The sequence below is a fragment of the Arthrobacter sp. NPDC056727 genome (assembly GCF_042790555.1).
GTDB lineage: Bacteria > Actinomycetota > Actinomycetes > Actinomycetales > Micrococcaceae > Arthrobacter.
On record NZ_JBHTZA010000014.1, the window covers coordinates 78,612 to 98,838 of the forward strand.

Consider the following 20,227-nt stretch of genomic DNA (forward strand, 5'->3'; position numbering starts at 1 on the left):
TTTCGGAGTGGTCAGGAGGCCAGTGTCCCGCTGCGCAGGCCGGCGAGATCCCGGACCAGCAGCGCGAACGAGGTGGCGCCGGCATCAGGGGTGCCAACGGATTTTTCCGCCAGGGGGCGGGCACGGCCGAGCCTGGGCCGCAGGGACGCCGTCGCTTCAGCCTGTTCCACGGCCACCTCGGCGGCCGCCAGCCAGGCGGCAGCGAAGGAGCTTCCCTTCCCGACGCCGTCGGCCAGTTCGCCGGCGAACGGCAGCAGCGCGTCCACGAGGGTCTTGTCCCCCACCGCCGCGCGGCCCAGGTCAAGGATCGCACCGGAAAAGGCCTGGACCGCAGCCACGAAGTCCTCGCCCGTGTAGGCGTCCTTCCCGTCCGTGAGTGACTGGCCGGCCGCTTCGAGGGCGGCTCCCCACAGCACTCCGGAGGTGCCGCCGGCATGCTCGGCCCAGGCCTGGCCGGCCGACTGCAGCAAGAAAGCCGCGCCAGCCCCGCCGTCGTACGCCGCGCGGGCAGCCGCAAGAGCGGCGTCAATGCCCTTGACCATGCCGCGGCCGTGGTCGCCGTCCCCCGCCACAGCGTCGATCTCGCCCAGGCGCGCCTCGTTGGCGTGCAGGCTGGCGGCCATGCTTTCGAGGGCACTGAGTGCCGTTCCGGCAAGGACGACGGCGGCCGGGCTTGCTTCCGGGATGGCCCGGGTTTCCCGGACCCCGCCGCCCGTGTCCTGCACGTAGCCGGCCGCGGCCGCGATCGGAGCCCGCTGCTTCCGGAAGGCAGGGGTGTACGCGTCGGCTGTCCAGAACGTCTCGAGCTCGTCGTCCAGCCACATCAACGTCAGCGACACGCCTCCCATGTCCAGGCTGGTAACGAGTTCGCCGACTTCGGCGTCCACCACGTCCAGCCCGGCTTCCCGCAGCAGCCGCGCCACCGTGCCCCAGAGGAGGAACAGCTCCTCGTACTTGGTGGTGCCAAGCCCGTTCAGGATGGGTGCCACCCGCCTGCCGGCCCTCTGGGGTGCGGCCTCCAGCAGGGACGTGACCATGAGCTGCGCAAGTTCGGCGGCCGGGGGCATGGCCTGGTCGCGGATGCCCGGCTCCCCGTGGATGCCCAGCCCGAGGCCTAACTGTCCGTCCGGCACCGTGAACAGCGGCCGTTCGGCCCCCGGCATGGTGCAGCCGGAGAACGCGACGCCGATGGTCCGGGTGGCAGCATTGGCGGCACGCCCGGCACGCTCAACACCGTCGATATCCAGCCCTGCCCCCGCAGCGGCGCCGAGCACCTTGAAGACGGAGAAGTCGCCCGCAATACCCCTGCGCTTGTCCTCATCGGCAGCGGACGCGATGTCGTCCGTGACCACCACGATCCGGGTGTCGATGCCCTCCTTGCGCAGGCGCTCCGCGGCGATGCCGAAGTTCATGTTGTCCCCGGCGTAGTTGCCGAAGGTCAGGACAACGCCCCGCCCTTGGTGGGCAGCCTTCGCCACCGAGTACACCTGCGCCGCCGACGGTGACGTGAACACGTTTCCCACGACGGCGCCCGTGGCGAAGCCGCTGCCCACCAGGCCGGCAAAGGCGGGATAGTGCCCCGAGCCCCCGCCGACGACGACGGCCACCTGCGGTTCGCCGGTGCGCAGCGCCACGGCCCCGCCGGGGACGCCGCGGAGGCGGTCCGCGTAGAGCTCAAGGAAGCCGGCGAACTGGTCTTCGGCGAATTCGGCGGGATCGTTGAAAATCCTGGTCATGGGGATTGCTCCAAAATCTGGGTATTGATGGTCTTAGTGGTGGCGGGCGCCGGTGCTGTCCTCCGGCACTTTGAGGAAGGTGGTGAGGACGAAGGCGACGCCGTAGAGAGCCACGAAAGCCCAGACCACGCCGGCGTTTCCGCCCCAGGGAAGGACAGCCGCAACGACGGCTGCGCCGAGGAACGCCGCTCCGCCCGCAGCCGTGGTGTACATCGCCATGGCCGCGCCCTTGTGCTCGGGGGTCAGTGCGGGCATGATCGCGCCCATCGGCACGAAGCCCGCCAGCAGGATGCCAAACACCACGCCGGCGAGGACGGACAGCCAGTAGCCCCAGTCGGAGCCGGGGGCAACCAGGTGCGGAACGTACCACCAGGCCAGCAGGCCGGCGGCAGAGCCGACGACGCCGAACCAGCGGACGGTGCGCTGCCATCCCCATTTGTCGCCAATGGCGCCGAACACGGCGTTGAAGGAAATGTTGGATGCGTACACGATGACCGTCATCATCAGCCATTGCGTCTGGGACCAGCCGAGTTCACCGCTGATCACGCCGGGCAGGATGACGAACATGCCGTACTGCGGCGCGGTGTTGATGAGCCGGACGATGAACCCGGTGAGGATCTTCGGTTCCCGCGCCAGGAGGCGGATGCCGCCTGTCAGGACTGCCGCCGTCGACTCCCCCTCGGGGGCGAGCCGCCTGCCGCCGCGCTCCTCCCGGACACCCAGCCGGGCGATGAGGAAGCCGGCCGTGACCAGGCCGATGGAGGCGGCCATGGTCAGGGACTCGCCGGCGTGGCCGCCGCCAAACAGCGGAATGAAGGTCAGGGCAAAAAGGGAGCCGAACGTGGGCAGGCCGCCGGTGAACATGACGTAGAACCAGCCGACGGCGGTTCCGTTGCTTTTCCGTGGCGCTACGGTGTTGATCCAGACCAGGAACGCGAAGGCGAACAGCGGATAGCCGAGGCCCCGAAGAAAGTAGCTGGCCATGATGCCGGGGGTGAACCCTGCATTCAGGCTGACCAGGAACAGGATCTCGAACGTGACCCAGGCGGCGAAACCGAGTGCCATGACGCGGCGCGGCCCCACAAGGTCCGAAAGGGCGCCGGAGAGGTACGAGGCGACCGTCACCGCGACGCCGTACATGGTGATGATGGTGGGGACCAGCATGGCCTGGCCGCCGAGCGCCGCCGCCATGTGCGGGGCGATGAAGTTTGACTCGACGCCGTTGCCGGTCATGAAGACCAGTACGCCGAGGAAGCCCCACCGCAGTGAATGCGGAATGCCGAGCCGGTCGAGCAGCCGTTCCCGCGAGGCCGCGGGCGTTGCAAATGTGGTCATGGAAAAACGCCTTTGTTTTGGGGGAGGATGTGGGTTCTTGAGGGCCGGCGGGACCGAGGCCCCGCCGGCCGCTGAGGTCAGCGGGCTGCGCCGGGAAGGATCGAGACCTTGACGGAGGCACCAGCGGTGTCGCCCACGAGGTCCAGGGCGTCCTGGAACCGGTCCAGGGGGAACTGGTTGGTGCAGATCTCGTCCATGGGCAGGATGCCCGATTCGATCATCTTGATGGCGGCCGGCCAGCAGTGGGGGCCAAGATGCGCGCCGCGGACGTCGAGTTCCTTGTCGTCGCTGATGATGGACCAGTCCACGGAAACGTCCGAACCGAAGACCGAGTACTCGACGTACGTGCCCAGCTTCCGGAGCAGGTTCAGCCCCTGGCCGACGGCCGAGGGATGCCCCGTTCCTTCGATGTAGACATCGGCGCCGTAGCCGTCCGTCATGTCCTTGACCACCTGCACGGCGTCTTCACGCCCGACGTTAATGACGGCGTCGGCACCGCATTTCCGGGCGAGGGCCAGCTTGTCGTCCGACATGTCCAGCGCGACCACTTTCAGCGGGCTCTTGGCCTTGGCACCGGCGATCATGCCAAGCCCGATCGGACCGCAGCCGGCGATCACCACGACGTCGTTGAACTGGATGTTGGCCCGTTCAACGGCGTGCAGCGAGCAGGACAGCGGTTCGGCGAAGGCCGCATGCTGGGGTGCCAGCTCCTTGGAGACCTTGTGCGCCCGGGCGTTGGGCGGGACCACCAGATAGTCGGCCATGGCTCCGTTGTAGTTGCGGAAGCCGAACATGTCGTGCGGGCCGCACATCCAGTACTGCCCGCGCTGGCAGTACCGGCATTCCTCGCAGGGCACGATCTGCTCGCAGGCAATGCGGTCGCCGAGCTCCAGTCCGTGATGGGCCAGGGCAGCCGCCCCGCCGCGCACGATGGTTCCGACGAACTCGTGCCCGGGAGTGACCTCCTTCTGGGCCCAGGCGGGACGGTTCTCATCGCCCCAGAACTTTGCGGCCCCGTGGTAGCACTTGAGGTCGCTGGCACAGACACCGACGGCTTCGACCTTCATGAGCAGCTCATCCTCGCCGGGGACCGGGGTTGGCACCTCTTCGAGCGTGTAGTTTTCCGGCCCGTGGCAAATGACTGCCTGCATTACGGCCGGCACAACGGCGTCCGCTGCTACCTGTTCTTCGTATGTGGTTGACATGGTTCCCTCCTCGGAACGTGTGACCTGCGTCAATGAACCCAGTCTGGAATTGTTGTGAACAAATGTCAAGAACAAAATTTCTAGCTGCTCGGTGACGTGAAATTTTGTTCAGGAGTCCGGTATGATGAAGGCATCTGACACGCAACGAAGGGGACGGATCGATGCGGGACGCCACGGACGGCCCGGCCGGCGCCGGCAGCAAATTTCCGCTGGAGATGCTGTACCAGGCCGCCAGGATGTATTACCTGGACGACGCCAACCAGGTAAAGATCTCCGAGGCCCTGGACGTCTCCCGCCCCACCGTCAGCCGCCTCCTGGCGGAGGCACGGCGGATCGGGCTGGTCAAAATCGAGGTCGTGAACCCGTCCCGGCACGCCTCCGAGTCCCTGGGCACCGAGCTCTCCGATGCCCTCTCGCTCGAGAAGGTCTACCTGGCCGACGGCGACCAGTCACGCCGGCTTCGGGTGGGGCTGCTCCCCCAGGTCTCCGAGGCGGTCGCGGACATGGCACTGGCCCCCGGCGACATTCTGCTCGCCTCCTCGGGCAGGACCATCTATGAACTCAGCCAGGCCGTGCTGCCGAAGCTTCCCGGCGTGCTGGTTGCCCCCAGCGTCGGAGGCCAGACCGAGCCGGAACCCTGGTACCAGACCAACGAAATTGCCCGCGCCCTGGCAGAACATGCCGGTGCGCACCCCGCCTTTCTCTGGACACAGGCGCTCCCCTCCCCCGAAATGCATCAGTTCCTGCAGCAGGATCCGGACTTCCGGAGGATCCAGCGTCTCTGGGAGTCAGCCAAGGGCGCGCTCCTGGGCGTCGGCGCGCCGCCCACCACCAGGAGCTCCATTTCGCGCTTCATTCCCAAGGACGATGATTCCCTGGCCCGCGCCGTGGGAGACATCTGCCTGAACTTCTTCGACGTTCGCGGAGACCGCGTTGAGTTTCCCGGCAGCGACCGGGTGGTGGCCACGTCGCCGGAGATTCTGCACGAGATCCCGCACACGGTCGGTGTTGCCGTGGGAACCGAGAAGGCCAGCAGCATTGTGGGCGGGGCGAGGGGCGGCTACTTCCGGAAGCTGGTCACCGACGCGGTCACTGCCCGGGCCGTACTGGACTACCTGGCGGCCTGATCCAGGCCCGCATTAGATCACGCCCGCGGAAAACCAGCCGTTCTTTCCTGCATCCGGGCCAGCGCGTGCATGTGCTCGCGGTTGCTCGAATAGAGGCCGCAGTAGGTTCGGTACATCTCCTCGTAGACACCTGAAGTTTCCGGCCTCGGATCCACCTGCCCAGATGCCTGCATCCAGTCGGTGTCCGGCGCCACGGCCCCGGCACCCACGGCGGCCAGCAGGGCGTCGCCGTAGCTGGCCCCGATGGTCACACGGGGAACAATCTGCGCCCTGCCGGTGACGTCGCTGGCGATCTGGGACCACAGCCGCGCCTGGAGCCCGCCGCCCACGGCCAGCAGGCGCGAGACCGGCTCCCCCGCTTCCTCCACCAGGTCCAGCGTCTGCCGCAGGCCCAGGCAGACGCCCTCGAGCGCCCCGCGTAGGAGGTGGCCGCGCCCGTGCCTGAGTGTCAGGCCCGTGATCATTCCCCGGGCGTCAGGGTCCAGGATGGGGGTCCGTTCACCGGCGAAGTAGGGCAGCACCAGCAGGCCCTCGGCGCCGGCGGGCACTTGGGCGGCTTCCTCCAGGAGCTCGCCCATCGGCGCCCCGCCCATGATTTGCTGCAACCAGGTCAGGAGGCTTCCCGAGGTGGCCATTCCGCCGGACAGCGTCATCGAGCCGGGCTCAACGCCGGGAACCGGCCACAGCCGCGGATGGCTCCTGAACGCCCTGAGCCGCTGCACAAAAAACATGGTGGAGCCATACATCAGCATGGTGTCCCCGGGCAGGCGGACCCCCACACTGTGCGCCTCCACCCAGGCGTCCACCGTTCCCGCACAGACGGGCGTGCCCGCGGGGATGCCTGTCAGTGCCGAGGCTTCCGGAGTGACGTTGCCGGCTATGTCGGCCGGCCACAGCAGCCGGGGCAGCGGCAGGTGCCCGGCCACGGCGGCGGCCCGGTCTTGGATCCACTCCAGCTTGTGGATGTCATACAGGGGATCGCACTGGCCGGCCGTGGGGTGGTCCATCACGTATTCGCCGGTGAGCTTCTGCACCAGGAACGAACTGCAGGAGTACCAGTACCGTGCGGCAGCAAACGTCCGGGGTTCGTTCCTGGCGATCCAGCGCAGCTTTGGCCCCACCGATTGCGACGACAGGGCCTTGCCGCCGTCAGCCTCGATCCGCTCCGCGCCGAATTCGTCGTTGAGCTCGTCAATCTCGCTGGCAGCCCTCGTGTCCACGCCGTAGAGGATGGCCGGCCGCAGTGGCACATGGTTGGCGTCTGTGACAACGAGGCACGGCCCCATGCCGCTGACCGCCACCCCGGCAAGGCGCCGCGGGTCCTGCCGAGCGAACAGCTGCCCGCAGAGCTGCCGGACTTCAGCCCACCATGTTTTCTCCGCATCGAATTCCACCCAGCCCGGCCGCGGCAGGGAGGCACTGTGGTGCACGGTGGCGGAGTCAAGGATCGTGCCGTCGGACGTGGCCAGCACGGCTTTGCTGCTGCCGGTTCCTATGTCGAGTCCGAGGAACAACCGGCGACCACCTCCCTTGTGGGGCCCGCTGCCGGGCACTGGGGCCATCGTATCCTGAGGCGGAAGCCTGTCCGCCTGCCCGGAAAGTGCCGCCTCAGGCCACCACCACGCCCAAATGCGCCGCCAGCAGCGGGGCCAGGAGCCCCAGCTGGTACTCGTCGATCACAAGGCCGGACAGGCTGCCCAGCCCGCTGATGCTCCGGAACCCGGTGCCGCGCAGGTCGAAGTCCTTCAGCTTTGCCCCCGTGAGGTCCAGGCTTCCGATGGTGCAGTTTTTCAGGGCCACCCGCGCCACGGTGGCGGAGCCCAGGTCCAGTTCGCTGATGATGCAGTCGCTGATTTGCACGTCAGCCAGCCGCGAGCCCCGAAGGTTCAGGTAATCCAGCTTGCCGCCGTCGATCCGCACCGACTGCCAGCCGCTCTCATAAAGCTCCGCCGATCCCCACCTGGGGTTGCTGAAGACGACGTCGTGCATGGTGGAGCGGGCGGCGTTGAGGACGGGGGCGTAGGCTTCCCCGACGACGCAGTCCCGGAAGGTGGCGCCCCGCAGCTGCGCCTCGTTGAAGGAGACGCCGGCAAATTCGCATTCCGCGAAGGTGATGCCGCTGAGCTCCAGCCCGTCGGCGTCCGCGCGCCTGAACCGCGTGCCGTCGTACCGCTCCGCGCGCCTGAAGTCCGGAGCACCGTCCTCCCGGAGGCCGTCGAGCCGGACGGGAGCCAGCCTCGGTGCCGTGATCTTTGACGCCGCACCCTGGCGGGGTTTGCCCGCAGCCCTTCCCGCCACTACAGCTGCTCCGCTTTCGCCGCGATCTCGGCGAGATCCTTCGCCAGGGCCTTTCGCGTCAGGTTCAGGCCCATCCGCCCGAACAGGGCAAGCATGAGGCGGCTGAGCAGGGTGGGCCGGAGGACCTCCGCCCCGAAGGTCATGGTCAGGTCAGTCCCGCCGCCGCGCTCCGCCAGCGTGAACCGGGAGGTGTAGTCCGCTCCGCCCTGCAGGGCCTTCACCGTTGTGCTGCGCGGCGGATCCGCCTGGGACACCCACATCTCCACGGTCTCGCGCCGGCCCAACATGGACCGCGTTTCCTTCCACCGGGTGCCTTCGCCGTACGGCCCCTCGCTGACCATCTGGATGGACTCGACCCCGGATAGCGTGCCAGCGGACCCGGGAACATCCGAGATCACCGCCCAGACTTTTTCCGGGGTCGCGTTCACGTGCTGTGTCAGGCTGATGCTGTGGTCCATGCCTTCGAGCCTAGCCGCGGGGCCGGACATTTGGGCGCCGCGACCCCGGCCGGGCGGCGCTGCACGGGAGGCCCCGCAGGAAATCCGCACCATGTCTTGAAATAGTAAGCATGCTTCGTGTTAGGCTGAAATGGCTTTGTCAGATCAACCGGCGACGGAAGGTGGTGCCCCTCATGGGTATCGGAGACAAGATCCAGAACGCTGCAGAGGACTTCGGCGGTAAGGCGAAGGAAGCGGCAGGCAACGCGACGGACAACGACCGGCTGAAGGCAGAGGGCCAGAAGGACCAGGTGGTTGCCGACGCCAAGAAGGTCGGCGAAGACGTCAAGGACGAATTCAAGCGGGACTAGCACACCACCTGCACAACGGCGACGCCGGACTCCCTTGGGGGGAGCCCGGCGTCGCCGTTTCTGCTTTCAGGTCGCGCCTGGCGGCCCGCCAATGCCGGCCCGTGCGAGACTGGGCCGGTGACCCTCATAGACCTCAGCGGCTCAAGGACCGCCGGCGGTTCCCCAAACCTTCGCGGCTACCTCGCCACGCCCGCAGGCAACGGCCCCTTTCCCGGCGTCGTGATGATCCATGAGGCGTTCGGCCTCACCGACCAGATCCGCCGCCACGCCGACCGGCTGGCCGGGGCCGGCTACCTCACGCTCGCCGTCGACCTTTACAGCGACGGCGGCCCGCGCCGCTGCCTGGTGGCCACCATGAAATCCATGGTCACCGGTGAAGGCCGGGTCTTCGCCGACATCGCCGCCGCCCGGTCCTGGCTCCGGGCGTCGCCCCTCTCCAGCGGCAGGACGGGCGTCATCGGCTTTTGCATGGGCGGCGGCTTCGCGCTCCTCGCTGCCAGCGACGGCTTTGACGCGGCTTCGGTCAACTACGGCCGGCTTCCCCGCGACCTGGAGGCTGCGCTTCAGGGCGCCTGCCCGCTCGTCGCGAACTACGGCGCCTGGGACCGCACCCTGCGCGGCGCCGCGGCCAGGCTGGAGGCGGCCCTGGATGCGGTGGGCGTCGAACATGACGTCAGGGAATTTCCGACGGCGGGCCACTCCTTCCTGAACGACCGGGAGGAAGGGCCGCGGGCACTGCGCCCGCTGGCGCGGGTGATGGGGATCGGCCCGGACCCGGCAGCCGCCCCGGAGGCGTGGCGCCGGATCGAGGACCACTTCGCGAAGCACCTTAAGGCCTAACAACCACAAAACGACGGCGGCGGGCCGCCTTCCGCAAAAGGTGACCCGCCGCCGTCGCGATCAAAACAGGAAGCTAGCTGAAGAGTTCGCTCTTCGGCTCGTTGTTCTTGACCTTCTGCCAGCCCAGCCACAGCACCACGGCGAAGAACGGGATGCTGGCGAGGGTCCAGAGGCCCAGCAGGAAGACGTCGCCCGTGGCCTTGTCCGTCATGGTGTCGAAGCCGATCAGGACAGTGATGGCCAGCAGCGCCACGAGCCCGGCCCAGCTGGTCCACGGCGAACCCGGCATGGGCAGGCTGGAGACGTTGCCCTTCTTCTTGCGCAGCGCGATCTGGCTGGCGAAGATCGAGCCCCACGTGAAGATCACGCCGATCGAGGCGGTGTTCAGGGCGAGGTCGAACGCGTGCGAGCCGCCCAGCCAGATGTTCAGCAGGATGCCCACGAGGTACACGGCGGCGATGGCCAGGATGGCGGCGTACGGCACGTGCCGGCTGGACATCTTGGTCAGCCATTGCGGGGCGTGGCCGTTGTTGGCCATGGTGCGGAAGATGCGGCCGATCGAGTACAGGCCGGAGTTGCAGGAGGACAGCGCGGCGGTGATGACGATCATGTTCATGACGTCGCCCATCCACGGCAGGCCCATCTGCCCGAACACGGTGACGAACGGCGAGATCCCGGCCTTGTACTGGTCCGAGGGCAGCAGCATGGCCAGCAGGGTCACGGAACCGACGTAGAACACCACGATGCGGAGCACGACGGCGCGGATCGCCTTGGGCACCTCGCGTTCCGGGTTTTCCATCTCGCCGGCGGTGATGCCCACGAGTTCGATGGCGTTGTAGGCGAAGATGACGGCATTGAGCACGAGGATCATCACCAGGGCGCCCTTGGGGAACATGCCGCCGTCGCCGGCGAAGAGGTTCACCGGGGACGCGTGGCCCGCGCCGACCTTGGCGTTGGTGATCACCATGAACGAGCCCACGGCCAGGAACATCACAATGGCACCCACCTTGAGGCAGGACGCCCAGAACTCGAATTCACCGAACGCCTTGACGCTGAGCAGGTTCACGGCCACCAGCAGCACCAGCGCTGCGATGGCGGAGAGCTCCACCGGGACGTTGGGGAAGAAGAACTGGAAGTAGAGGCCGATCGCGATGAGCTCCGCGATGCCGGTCATGGCCCAGTTGATGAAGTACATCCAGCCGGACAGGTAGGCGCCCTTCTTGCCGAACAGCTCGCCGGCGTAGCTGACGAAGGAGCCGGAGGTCTGGCGGTACATGATGAGCTCGCCGAGGGCCCGCATCAGCAGGTAGGCGATGACGCCGGCGATGGCGTAGGAGAAGATCAGCGCGGGGCCGGTGGAGGCCAGGCGGCCGCCGGCTCCCATGAAGAGGCCGACGCCGATGGCGCCGCCCATCGCGATCATGGTGACGTGGCGCCGGCTCAGGGTCTTCTTGTAGCCCTCGGCGCTGAGGGTCGAGTCGACGGCGGCGGATGGAGCCGTCGGGCTCATAAGTTCTGTGGGGGTACTTTGAGGCACAACTGTTCCTTGTAGGTCGGGGGTTTGCCTTGGGTAAGGGCACTGCCGGTTCCGGAACCTGGAGTTTTTGTACAGATAATTCGACTTTTAGCCCCTCTTGAGGACGGTATCTGTACAAAAACTCGTGAAGCATCGAAGGTTCGCACGGCCCATCCATCGTACAAGATTTCCGGGCAGCTCCGTGACGGGGGCAACATTCCGCACGCCCCGGGCCCCTTTTGGGGCCCCTCACGCTTTGCCCGCGTCCGCCGGCGAAACTGTAATTCGAATGGAGAAAACCCTCCCTCCGGGGCCTCTGTTGCGGCTACTCTGGGCACCATGGCCGGGGATCCGTTTCCGGCCATGGCATCCGCACCGTCTCATGCGGGCGCCGGCACTCGCGCCATGTTTTCAGGGGGGACTATGAGAAAGAGAGCACTACTGCTGCCGGCGGCCTTGCTGCTGGCGGCCTCGGGGTGTTCCGGCGGGGGCACAGCCCCTCCCGGAAACGGCCCCAGCGCTTCACCATCACAAACAAGTACGACGGCGGGGTCCCAGCCGCCGTCGGAATCCTCACCACCCACCACGGCCCCGTCCCTGCCCACCGACGTGTCCTCGTCGCTGAACGCGATCGACGCCCTCCAGGAGCACACCTGCGCGGCCGGTCCGGACGGCCAGTGGACCTTCAAGGGAACCCTGGTCAACTCCTCGGACAAAGCCAAGACCTACACCGTGGCCATCGCCGTCACGGTGGGCGCCGCTGTCCAGGGCCACACCCTGATCACGGAAACCGTGCAGGCAGGGAAATCGGCTGAAGTCTCTGCGGAGAACTTCGCCAAGACCACGGGCCAGACCGGCACGTGCGAACCGGTGGTGTCGGTGGAGGATGCTTCGTGAAAAAACCAATACTTGCGGCGGCCCTGCTCCTGAGTCTGGCGGCCGGACCGCTCGCGTCCTCTCCTGCCCTCGCCGTCAGTTCCGAGGCGCCGCCGGTGCAGGCAACCGACCCTTCCACTCCTGCTGCCGGGACTCCAGCCGCCACGCCGGAGGCCACCGAACCGGCTCCTGACCCCGCAACGGCACCGGTGACCGACCCGGCCACCGGTCCGGTGACGGGCACTGCGGCGCCGGAGCCGCCGTCGGCCCCGTCTGTAACTGAACCGGCCCTCACGGAGCCGGCCCTCACCGATCCGGCTGCCACAGAACCGGCACCTGACCCTGAGTTTGTTACCGGCGGCGGCATCGGCGCCAAGTGGCAGAGCCTTGGCGGAGCGGGCGGCGTGCTCGGCGAACCGACGTCGAACGAGCAGTGCGCCGCCGGGGTTTGCGTCCAGACCTTCACGGGCGGCTCAATCTACTGGACCTCCAAGTCGGGCGCCCACCCAGTCCTGCGGTCCGCGGGACGCACCGGTCCGCAATGGACGGCAGGCGGCGGCCTGGCGGCCTTCGGCTACCCCATCGGCGACGAGATCGTCCTGGGGTCACGGTCCCTGCAGAAATTCTCCACCGGCAAGGTGATCATCTGGACCGGCACCCGGTTCCTCAACTTCTCCACCGGGACGGGCATCGGCAGCCGCTGGGCAGCCTCAGGGGCCGAGACCGTACTGGGCCTTCCGTCCGCCGGGGAAACGTGCGGGCTGAGGAACGGAGGCTGCTCGCAGGCCTTTGACCATGCGACGATCTTCTGGTCACCGCAGACCGGAGCCCAGGTGATCCGCGGCGGCATCGGCGGCCGGTGGAGCTCCGCCGGCGCGCAGAACGGCGTCCTCGGCTACCCCACCGCCACCGAAGCCTGCGGCCAGGTCGCGGGCGGTTGCCTGCAGCGGTTCCAGGGCGGCAGCATCTACTGGTCCCCCGCGACCGGTGCCTGGATCACCCGCGGCGGCATCGGCACCCGCTACATCGTGACAGGCGGCAACCGGAGCTCCCTGGGCTATCCGCTGGCCAACGAGACCTGCGGGCAGGCCGCCGGCGGGTGCATCCAGCGGTTCCAGGGCGGCAGCATCTACTGGTCTCCCCTGACCCGGGCCTGGATCGTCCGGGGCGGCATCGCGCAGCGGTATGCCGTCAACGGCAGGGCGGGCGGCTGGCTGGGGTACCCGACGTCGAACGAACGGTGCGCCGCCGACCAGTGCATCCAGTCGTTCCAGCGCGGCTTCATCGGCTACACCAGGGCCGCGGGTACCCGGGCCTACGGAATCACCGAGTGCCAGAAGCTGAACAACGGGCAGTCGAAGTACTCAACGTACGGCGCGAACCGCGTGCTCCTCACGTTCACGCAGGGCTACGGCCAGTCCTACGCCACCAACGTCTACTGCGTCCGGATGGCCGGAACGTACGTCCAGGACTGGCGCACCGACGGCTATGTGGGCGCCTCTGGCTTCAAGGCGCCGGGCGTCCCCTCCGGGCCCACCCGCAACCTGTATTCGCCCACGGGCTCGTACTCGGTGACGGAGGCGTTCGGCCTGGGCAATCCGGGGACGCAGCTCCCCTACCGGACGCTGAATCCCGGCTCCCGCTGGGGCGGCAACCCGTGGACCGCGACGTACAACAAGTACTTCGAGTCCTCCTCGTGGGTGGGCTGGGACGAGAACATGTGGTACTTCGCCACCCGCGCCACGCACGACTACCGCCAGGGCGTGGTGATCAACTACAACCGTCCCAACATCGTGCAGGATGCCGGCTTCGCCATCTTCCTTCACATGAACAAGGTTCCGACGGCGGGCTGCATCTCGCTCGACGACTGGGCAGTGGTGGATTACATCCGGAAGTCCCGGCCCGGTGACCGGATCATCATGGGAACCTACGGGGCACTGTTCCGGTAAGTCCGGCATCCTCGCGTTCCGTTGGCAGTTCGAAAACCCGGGTCCGGCACAGTGCCGGACCCGGGTTTTCCTTTACGACGGCGGCCCGGTTGGCTTAGGCGGGGAGCGGGCTTAGGCGGGGAGCTGGCTCAGGCGGGGACCGCGACTTTCTCCAGTGCACCGTCGGCCATTGTGTACCTGAGCCAGGTGCCCGACGTGCCCTCGCCGGCCCGGCCGCGGGACCGGTCAGCGCAGCCGTCGAACCACTCGCCCAGGGCACGGTCGTGGCTGACCATCACCACCGTTCCGCCAAAGTCCGCGAGCGCCGATTCCAGTTCCTCCACCAGCGCCGGGGCCAGGTGGTTGGTGGGCTCGTCCAGGAGCATGACCTCATTGTGGCCGAGCAGCAGCCGGGCAAGTGCCAGCCTGCGCTGCTGGCCTGCGGACAGGGCGCCCACCGGAACATGGAACTCGCTGGTGCGGAAGAGGCCCAGGCGCAGCAGGGCCTCGGCGTGGTCGTCGATGTTCCCGCCCAGCCCGGCGGCAAAGGCGGGCAGCAGCCGCAGGGACGGATGCTCGGGCAGCTCGAGTTCCTGCTGCAGGTAGCCGATCCTGCCGGAGCGCACCACCTGGCCCGCTGCCGGCTCAAGGGTGCCGGCCAGGACGGAAAGCAGCGTTGACTTCCCCGCGCCGTTGGGCCCCGTGATGAGGATTTTCTGCCCGCGGTCCACCCGGAACTCCGGGATGTCCAGGCGGCCGGGCACCCGGGTATTGCGGGCGTGCAGGACCCTGGCGGCCCCTTCCGCGGCTCCGCCCGGTTCCACCCCGCCGTCGCGCCCGCCGGAACCGGCAGCGGAACCGTCCAACCCGCCGTCGAGCCCGGCGTCGAGCTTCAGTCGCTCCGGCGGGCGCTCGACGGGATTGTCCTCCAGGCGGCGCAGCCGCTCCTGGGCATTGCGGATCTTGCTGGCGGCCGCGCGCTCCCAGGTTCCGGTCTTGAAGTCGAAGGCCGCCTTGTCGTTGTCCCTGCGGCGGGCGTAGCCCATCCGGCCCGCCACGGTGTCCGCCTGCCGCCGTTCCGCAGCCATGGCGTCGAGCCAGCTGTGGTACTGCTGCGCCCAGCGCTGGCGCTCGGCCCGTTTCTCTTTCAGATAGCCGTCGTAACCGTTGCCGTAGCGGTTGACGGTCCGGCGCTCGGCGTCCACCTCGATCACGGCGTCGGCCACGTTCCGCAGCAGCACGCGGTCGTGCGAGACCACCACCACGGCTCCGCGGTGCGCCGCGAGCCGGCCCTCGAGCCAGGCTGTCCCGCTGGCGTCGAGGTGGTTCGTGGGCTCGTCCAGGAGCAGGATGTCCGCAGGATCGGCCAGCAGGCACGCCAGCGCCACGCGCTCCTGCTCCCCGCCGGACAGGGACCCGAGCGTCCGGCTTCGGTCCACGCCGCCCAGGCCCAGCCGTTCCAGTGCGGCCTCGACCCTGGATTCCGCGGCGTAGCCCTCGCGCAACTGATACTGCGTCTGGAGGTTCCCGTATGCCTCGAGCTCGGCCGGATCCGCCGCTGCCAGGCCGGCTTCCAGGCGTTCCAGCCCGGCTTCCATCTCCCGGAGTGCGCGGAGCGCATCGTCGATCGCGTCGGCCACGGTCAGCCGAGCGGGAAGTCCGGTGGTCTGTGCCAGATATCCCACGCGGCCGTGCCGCCGGGCTGTGCCGTCGGCCGGCGCTTCGATGCCCGCCAGGAGCCGCAGCAGGGTGGATTTGCCGGCACCGTTCTCGCCCACGACGGCGGCGTGTTCCCCTGGCGCGATCACCAGGTCGACGCCGGTGAAGAGTTCGCGGTCCCCGTAGCCGTGGGAGACGCCGGACAGGTGCAGCTGTTCGGTGCGGAAATTTGGTTCGGTCATGGGAAGTCCTCGCAGTCCAAAGGGCGGTCCCGGAGCCAAGCGCGCATGTCGCGGTGCTCTACAGGACCTTGTCTGTGGCCACGTCCGCGCGGGACATAAGCCTGAACATGATCGACGCCGGGCGATGCCGGCGTCGGGAGTTAGGACTTCATGGGTCAAGCCTGCCCGCCGGCGGGCGGCCCCGTCAAGGCTGGCGCATTACGCTGGAGGCATGGTGAACACCAGACGCACGCTTCCTGGTCCGCGGCCGGATCTCTACCGGTTTTCGCCGCTGGACCTCACCGCCGTCGGACTTTATGTTGCCGTCGCTGCCTTCTTCGCACTGGCCGGGGAACTCATCCTGCCCCTGCTCCGGCAGCTGGCCCCGACGCCGGCCGTCGCCTCCTACGGCGTGAACCTGCTGTTCTACGGGTGCGTCGGCGCCCTGGCCCTGTTCGCCGCGCGCGGGGTGGTGTCCCGGGACCTCAAGGTACTTGCCACCCGGCCCTGGTTCACGCTCGCGATGGTGCCGCTGGCCGTCGTCGTCATGATGATTGTCACCGCGGTTTTGGTGGCCGTGGCCGGTACCACGGAGACGTCCGCCAACCAGGCCGGGCTGCAGGCGCTCATTCGGCAGGTTCCGGCGTGGCTGATGGTGCCGCTGATTGTCGTGGTGGGGCCGTTCGTCGAGGAGTACGTGTTCCGGCACCTGCTGATCGGGAAGCTGAGCCGGCGCATCAACATCTGGATCTGCTGCGGGCTGTCCGTGGTCCTCTTTGCCGCCCTGCACATCGTCGGCCAGGAGGCCCTCACCCTCCAGGCGCTCATGCCGTACCTGGCCATGGGCGGCACACTGGTGTTCGTCTACATGTGGACCGGACGGAACCTGATGTTCTCCTACTTCGTCCATGCAACCAAAAACCTGCTGGCCGCCGTCTTCCTGTACACCATCCCGCCGGAACTCCTGGACCAGCTGCAGCGCGCCCAGGGCTAGCCGTCCCCGCTGCCGATCACGTCCGGCCCCTATCCGCGGGCGGCGCAGCCATCGTAGTTTTGTGCCATGGGACTCAACATTCAGATCGCCATCGACTGCAAGCACCCACACGATCTCGCCGACTGGTGGGCCGAAACCCTGGACTGGTCCGTGGAGCCGCAGGACGAGGGCTTCATCCGGTCCATGATCAGCCAGGGCTTCGCCACGGAAGACCAGACCGTGACGCACAACGGCAAGCTCGTGTGGCGGGACGGCGCGGCGATCCGGCCCACCGAGGAGATCGACGCGAAGGCACCGGAGCGGCGCCTCCTGTTCCAGACCGTTCCGGAGCAGAAGACCATCAAGAACCGGGTGCACTGGGACGTGCGCCTCGACGGCCGGGACAAGGACGAGGTCCGCGCCGAGCTTGAGGCCCGCGGCGCCACGTTCCTCTGGACCGCGAGGCAGGGACCGCACGAATGGCACACCATGGCCGACCCCGAGGGCAACGAGTTCTGCATCAGCTGAGCCGATTACTAGACTTGGACGGTGAGCAACGAATTCCCCGCCAAGGTATCCGACGTCTTTGACCCGTCCCGCTGGCGCACCGTGTCCGGCTTCGACGATTTCCAGGACCTGACCTACCACAGGCAGGTGGAGCGGTCCGGGGACGGCACCGTGACGCGGGACCTGCCCACCGTCCGCATCGCGTTCAACCGGCCCGAGGTCCGCAACGCCTTCCGCCCGGGAACGGTGGACGAGCTGTACCGCGCCATGGACCACGCGCGGATGACGCCGGACGTGGCTACCGTGCTGCTCACCGGCAACGGTCCGTCCCCCAAGGACGGCGGGCATTCGTTCTGCTCCGGCGGGGACCAGCGGATCCGCGGCCGGGACGGCTACAGGTATGCCGACGGCGAGACTCAGGAAACCATCGATCCCGCCCGTGCCGGCCGGCTCCACATCCTGGAGGTCCAGCGGCTCATGCGGACCATGCCCAAGGTGGTCATCGCCGTCGTGAATGGCTGGGCGGCCGGCGGCGGGCATTCCCTGCATGTGGTCTCGGACCTGACCATCGCGTCCCGCCAGTTCGGGAAGTTCAAGCAGACGGACGCCACCGTGGGAAGTTTCGACGCCGGCTACGGCTCGGCGCTGCTGGCCCGGCAGATCGGCCAGAAGGCGGCCCGGGAAATCTTCTTCCTCGCCCGTGAATATTCCGCCGAGGACATGGTTCGGATGGGCGCCGTGAACGAGGCCGTGGATCACGAGCGCCTCGAGGAGGTGGCCCTGGAATACGCGGCGGACATCGCCAGGCAGTCCCCGCAGGCCATCCGGATGCTCAAGTTCGCCTTCAACCTCGCCGACGACGGCCTGGCCGGCCAGCAGGTGTTCGCCGGCGAGGCCACCCGGCTGGCATACATGACGGACGAGGCCGTGGAAGGCAAGGAAGCCTTCCTGCAGAAGCGCGACCCCGACTGGTCCCGGTTCCCGTACTACTTCTAATCCCGCACTCGTCGGAAGGCACCCCATGCTCCCCAGGCCCGCGCACCCAAGGCGCACCCAGTGAATATCGAGCCGGCCCTCAAGGCGCTGGCGGCCGCCATCCACGGTGAGGGTCCCGCCGTCGAACTTTCCGCCGGCCCGGACGGCGAGCCGTTGGTGACGCCGGTCCCGACCCCCGGGTTCGAGGACGCCGTGGCGGTGGTCCGCACGTCCGGGTCCACCGGGGCGCCCAAGGCGACGGTCCTGACCGTGGACGCGCTGGCGGCGTCGTCGATGGCCACGGCCTTCGCGCTCAAGGGCGAGGGGCAGTGGCTCCTGGCCCTGCCGCTGCAGTACGTGGCCGGCGTACAGGTGCTGGTGCGGTCGCTCTTCGCGGGCACCCGGCCCTGGGCGATGGACCTGTCCGAAGGCTTTACCGCCGACGCCTTCACCGCGGCGGCACTGGAGCTGACGGACAACATCCGGTTCACCTCGCTGGTGCCCACGCAGCTGCAGCGCCTGCTCGCCGACCCGTCCGCGGACACGCTGGCCGTGCTGCGCCGCTTCAACGGCATCCTGCTCGGCGGCGCACCGGCCTCGGCCGAGCTCCTCGAGTCCGCCCGCGACGCCGGCCTCCGGGTGGTCACCACCTACGGCGCGGCGGAAACCTGCGGCGGCTGCGTGTACGACGGCTATCCGCTCGAGGGCGTGGCCCTGCGGCTCGCCGAGGACGGCCGGATCCACCTGGGCGGGGCCACCCTCGCGGCGGGTTACCTGGACGCACCGGGGCAGACGGCCGAGGCCTTCGTCGAGGAGGACGGCAGCCGCTGGTACCGGACCAACGACCTCGGCATGCTGGACCCCGACGGCCGGCTCACCGTGCTGGGACGCGCCGACGACGTCATCATCACCGGCGGCGTCAAGGTTTCCGCCGCGCACGTGCAGGCTGAGCTGGAAAAGTCCGACGGCGTGACCGCGGCTTTCGTGGCCGGTGTCACGTCCGCGAAATGGGGCCAGGCCGTGGCGGCCTATGTGGCGGTCGCCGGGTCCTCTTCGGGCGACGGTCCTGGGCCCGCCCTGGATGGCGCCGCGTGGGCCGACGAATGGCACCGCACGCTGGGGCTGCTGGCCCCCAAGACGGTCCTACCCGCCGGCGAGCTGATCATGCTGCCCAACGGCAAGCCGGACCGGCTGGCCATGATTGAACGGCTCAACGAGCTCCATCAGGGAAAATAGAGTAGTCCGGCCGCGCCGCTGCGGCTTCGGTGTGCCTAGGGCACGCCCCTGCTTTTGAACGTATCACCGACCCAAACGCGAGGTACTTACCGTGGCAACAGCCGCACAATGGATCCAAGGCGCCCGGCTCCGCACCCTGCCGGCCGCGATCGCCCCTGTCCTGATCGGCTCGGCAGCGGCCTATGAGATGGGTTCCTTTCTCCTGCTCAACGCGGTCCTGGCGGCGCTGGTGGCGCTGCTGCTGCAGGTGGGTGTCAACTACGCCAACGACTACTCGGACGGGATCCGCGGCACGGACGAGAACCGCGTCGGGCCGCTGCGCCTGGTCGGTTCCGGGGCTGCCCGGCCCGAACACGTGAAGTATGCCGCGTTCGGCGCCTTCGGCCTGGCGATGCTGGTGGGCCTGGTCCTGGTCCTCATCACCCAGACGTGGTGGCTGCTGCTGGTGGGCGTCGGCTGCGTGATGGCGGCCTGGGGCTACACGGGAGGCAAGAACCCGTACGGCTACATGGGCCTGGGTGACGTCTTCGTGTTCGTGTTCTTCGGGCTGGTGGCCACCCTCGGCACCACCTACACGCAGGCGGGCCAGATCGGCCTTCCAGCCGTGATCGGCGCGATCGGCACGGGCCTGATCGCCTGCGCCCTGCTCATGGCCAACAACGTGCGGGACATCCCGTCAGACATCCAGGCCGGGAAAAAGACCCTCGCGGTGCGGCTGGGCGACAAGCACGCCCGCGAAAGCTACGTGCTGATGCTGGCCGTGGCCATCCTGCTCGTGGTGATCCTGGCGCCGACGCGGCCCTGGATGCTGATCGTGCTTCTGCTGATCCCCGCCTGCCTGATGCCGGCCTGGCTCATGATCAACGGACGGAAGCGCAAAAGCCTCATCCCGGTCCTGAAGCAGACCGGCCTGATCAACCTCGGCTACGCCGTGCTGTTCTCGCTGGGACTGGTGCTGAGCAGCGGACTCTAAGCCTGGGCGGCCTC

Annotated in this window: 18 protein-coding genes; 10 read left to right on the forward strand and 8 right to left on the reverse strand. The window is 68.2% G+C overall.

What is annotated here, in order from left to right:
* Positions 1-11: 11 nt before the first annotated feature.
* From ACFRAH_RS15125 to ACFRAH_RS15135, 3 genes are all read right to left on the reverse strand, one after another.
* Positions 12-1,736 (reverse strand): dihydroxyacetone kinase family protein, encoded by a 1,725-nt coding sequence (locus tag ACFRAH_RS15125; RefSeq protein WP_377991722.1) that lies wholly within the window; start codon positions 1,734-1,736, stop codon positions 12-14.
* A 33-nt stretch (positions 1,737-1,769) separates the two neighbouring features.
* Positions 1,770-3,071 (reverse strand): RbtT/DalT/CsbX family MFS transporter, encoded by a 1,302-nt coding sequence (locus ACFRAH_RS15130; protein ID WP_377991723.1) that lies wholly within the window; start codon positions 3,069-3,071, stop codon positions 1,770-1,772.
* A 77-nt stretch (positions 3,072-3,148) separates the two neighbouring features.
* Entirely contained in the window at positions 3,149-4,276 is a 1,128-nt protein-coding gene (locus ACFRAH_RS15135) for a zinc-binding dehydrogenase (protein WP_377991724.1), read from the reverse strand.
* Positions 4,277-4,437: 161 nt separating this feature from the next.
* Between ACFRAH_RS15135 and ACFRAH_RS15140 the strand changes: the two genes are divergently transcribed.
* On the forward strand, positions 4,438-5,403 hold the full coding sequence (locus ACFRAH_RS15140) for a sugar-binding transcriptional regulator (RefSeq protein WP_377991725.1): 966 nt from the start codon (positions 4,438-4,440) through the stop codon (positions 5,401-5,403).
* 17 nt (positions 5,404-5,420) lie between these two features.
* Here the strand turns inward: ACFRAH_RS15140 and ACFRAH_RS15145 are convergent, their stop codons facing one another.
* From ACFRAH_RS15145 to ACFRAH_RS15155, 3 genes are all read right to left on the reverse strand, one after another.
* The gene (locus ACFRAH_RS15145) at positions 5,421-6,917 is read right to left on the reverse strand and encodes an FGGY-family carbohydrate kinase (RefSeq protein ID WP_377991726.1); all 1,497 of its coding nucleotides are present in this window, start codon (positions 6,915-6,917) and stop codon (positions 5,421-5,423) included.
* A gap of 94 nt (positions 6,918-7,011) precedes the next feature.
* Entirely contained in the window at positions 7,012-7,701 is a 690-nt protein-coding gene (locus ACFRAH_RS15150) for a pentapeptide repeat-containing protein (RefSeq protein ID WP_377991727.1), read from the reverse strand.
* A complete protein-coding gene (locus tag ACFRAH_RS15155) occupies positions 7,701-8,159 on the reverse strand; it encodes an SRPBCC family protein (protein WP_377991728.1) in 459 nt (152 codons plus the stop codon). The genes ACFRAH_RS15150 and ACFRAH_RS15155 overlap by 1 nt, the downstream gene beginning before the upstream one ends.
* Before the next feature lie 173 nt (positions 8,160-8,332).
* Between ACFRAH_RS15155 and ACFRAH_RS15160 the strand changes: the two genes are divergently transcribed.
* Positions 8,333-8,509, forward strand: coding sequence for a CsbD family protein (locus ACFRAH_RS15160; RefSeq protein WP_003797692.1), 177 nt, complete (start codon positions 8,333-8,335; stop codon positions 8,507-8,509).
* A 117-nt stretch (positions 8,510-8,626) separates the two neighbouring features.
* Positions 8,627-9,349 carry a dienelactone hydrolase family protein gene (locus ACFRAH_RS15165; RefSeq protein WP_377991729.1) on the forward strand — a complete coding sequence of 241 codons (723 nt, stop codon included), beginning with the start codon at positions 8,627-8,629 and terminating at the stop codon, positions 9,347-9,349.
* A gap of 73 nt (positions 9,350-9,422) precedes the next feature.
* Here the strand turns inward: ACFRAH_RS15165 and ACFRAH_RS15170 are convergent, their stop codons facing one another.
* Positions 9,423-10,886, reverse strand: coding sequence for an amino acid permease (locus ACFRAH_RS15170; protein ID WP_377991730.1), 1,464 nt, complete (start codon positions 10,884-10,886; stop codon positions 9,423-9,425).
* 402 nt (positions 10,887-11,288) lie between these two features.
* On the opposite strand from ACFRAH_RS15170, the gene ACFRAH_RS15175 reads away from it, so the two are divergent.
* Both ACFRAH_RS15175 and ACFRAH_RS15180 read left to right on the forward strand, forming a co-directional pair.
* Positions 11,289-11,762, forward strand: a complete 474-nt coding sequence (locus ACFRAH_RS15175) for a hypothetical protein (protein ID WP_377991731.1) — start codon at positions 11,289-11,291, stop codon at positions 11,760-11,762.
* Positions 11,759-13,690 carry a hypothetical protein gene (locus ACFRAH_RS15180; RefSeq protein WP_377991732.1) on the forward strand — a complete coding sequence of 644 codons (1,932 nt, stop codon included), beginning with the start codon at positions 11,759-11,761 and terminating at the stop codon, positions 13,688-13,690. The genes ACFRAH_RS15175 and ACFRAH_RS15180 overlap by 4 nt, the downstream gene beginning before the upstream one ends.
* Positions 13,691-13,818: 128 nt before the next feature.
* Here the strand turns inward: ACFRAH_RS15180 and ACFRAH_RS15185 are convergent, their stop codons facing one another.
* Complete coding sequence (locus ACFRAH_RS15185) at positions 13,819-15,570, reverse strand: ABC-F family ATP-binding cassette domain-containing protein (protein WP_377991733.1); 1,752 nt, start codon at positions 15,568-15,570, stop codon at positions 13,819-13,821.
* Positions 15,571-15,781: 211 nt separating this feature from the next.
* Here ACFRAH_RS15185 and ACFRAH_RS15190 point away from each other — a divergent pair, with 211 nt between their 5' ends.
* The 5 genes from ACFRAH_RS15190 to ACFRAH_RS15210 all read left to right on the forward strand — a co-directional run bounded on the left by ACFRAH_RS15190 (position 15,782) and on the right by ACFRAH_RS15210 (position 20,213).
* Positions 15,782-16,543 (forward strand): CPBP family intramembrane glutamic endopeptidase, encoded by a 762-nt coding sequence (locus tag ACFRAH_RS15190; RefSeq protein ID WP_377991734.1) that lies wholly within the window; start codon positions 15,782-15,784, stop codon positions 16,541-16,543.
* A gap of 66 nt (positions 16,544-16,609) precedes the next feature.
* Entirely contained in the window at positions 16,610-17,050 is a 441-nt protein-coding gene (locus ACFRAH_RS15195) for a VOC family protein (protein WP_377991735.1), read from the forward strand.
* Between the two features lie 21 nt (positions 17,051-17,071).
* Positions 17,072-18,025 (forward strand): 1,4-dihydroxy-2-naphthoyl-CoA synthase, encoded by a 954-nt coding sequence (locus tag ACFRAH_RS15200; protein ID WP_377991736.1) that lies wholly within the window; start codon positions 17,072-17,074, stop codon positions 18,023-18,025.
* A 60-nt stretch (positions 18,026-18,085) separates the two neighbouring features.
* Entirely contained in the window at positions 18,086-19,240 is a 1,155-nt protein-coding gene (locus ACFRAH_RS15205; protein ID WP_377991737.1) for an AMP-binding protein, read from the forward strand.
* 91 nt (positions 19,241-19,331) lie between these two features.
* Positions 19,332-20,213, forward strand: a complete 882-nt coding sequence (locus ACFRAH_RS15210) for a 1,4-dihydroxy-2-naphthoate polyprenyltransferase (RefSeq protein WP_377991738.1) — start codon at positions 19,332-19,334, stop codon at positions 20,211-20,213.
* The last annotated feature ends 14 nt before the right edge of the window (positions 20,214-20,227 follow it).

Coding starts and splice junctions, on each gene's coding strand:
- ACFRAH_RS15125 (WP_377991722.1), bottom strand. CDS start 1,736: ATGACCAGGATTTTCAACGATCCCGCCGAATTCGCCGAAGACCAGTTC.
- ACFRAH_RS15130 (WP_377991723.1), bottom strand. CDS start 3,071: ATGACCACATTTGCAACGCCCGCGGCCTCGCGGGAACGGCTGCTCGAC.
- ACFRAH_RS15135 (WP_377991724.1), bottom strand. CDS start 4,276: ATGTCAACCACATACGAAGAACAGGTAGCAGCGGACGCCGTTGTGCCG.
- ACFRAH_RS15140 (WP_377991725.1), top strand. CDS start 4,438: ATGCGGGACGCCACGGACGGCCCGGCCGGCGCCGGCAGCAAATTTCCG.
- ACFRAH_RS15155 (WP_377991728.1), bottom strand. CDS start 8,159: ATGGACCACAGCATCAGCCTGACACAGCACGTGAACGCGACCCCGGAA.
- ACFRAH_RS15160 (WP_003797692.1), top strand. CDS start 8,333: ATGGGTATCGGAGACAAGATCCAGAACGCTGCAGAGGACTTCGGCGGT.
- ACFRAH_RS15175 (WP_377991731.1), top strand. CDS start 11,289: ATGAGAAAGAGAGCACTACTGCTGCCGGCGGCCTTGCTGCTGGCGGCC.
- ACFRAH_RS15185 (WP_377991733.1), bottom strand. CDS start 15,570: ATGACCGAACCAAATTTCCGCACCGAACAGCTGCACCTGTCCGGCGTC.
- ACFRAH_RS15190 (WP_377991734.1), top strand. CDS start 15,782: ATGGTGAACACCAGACGCACGCTTCCTGGTCCGCGGCCGGATCTCTAC.
- ACFRAH_RS15195 (WP_377991735.1), top strand. CDS start 16,610: ATGGGACTCAACATTCAGATCGCCATCGACTGCAAGCACCCACACGAT.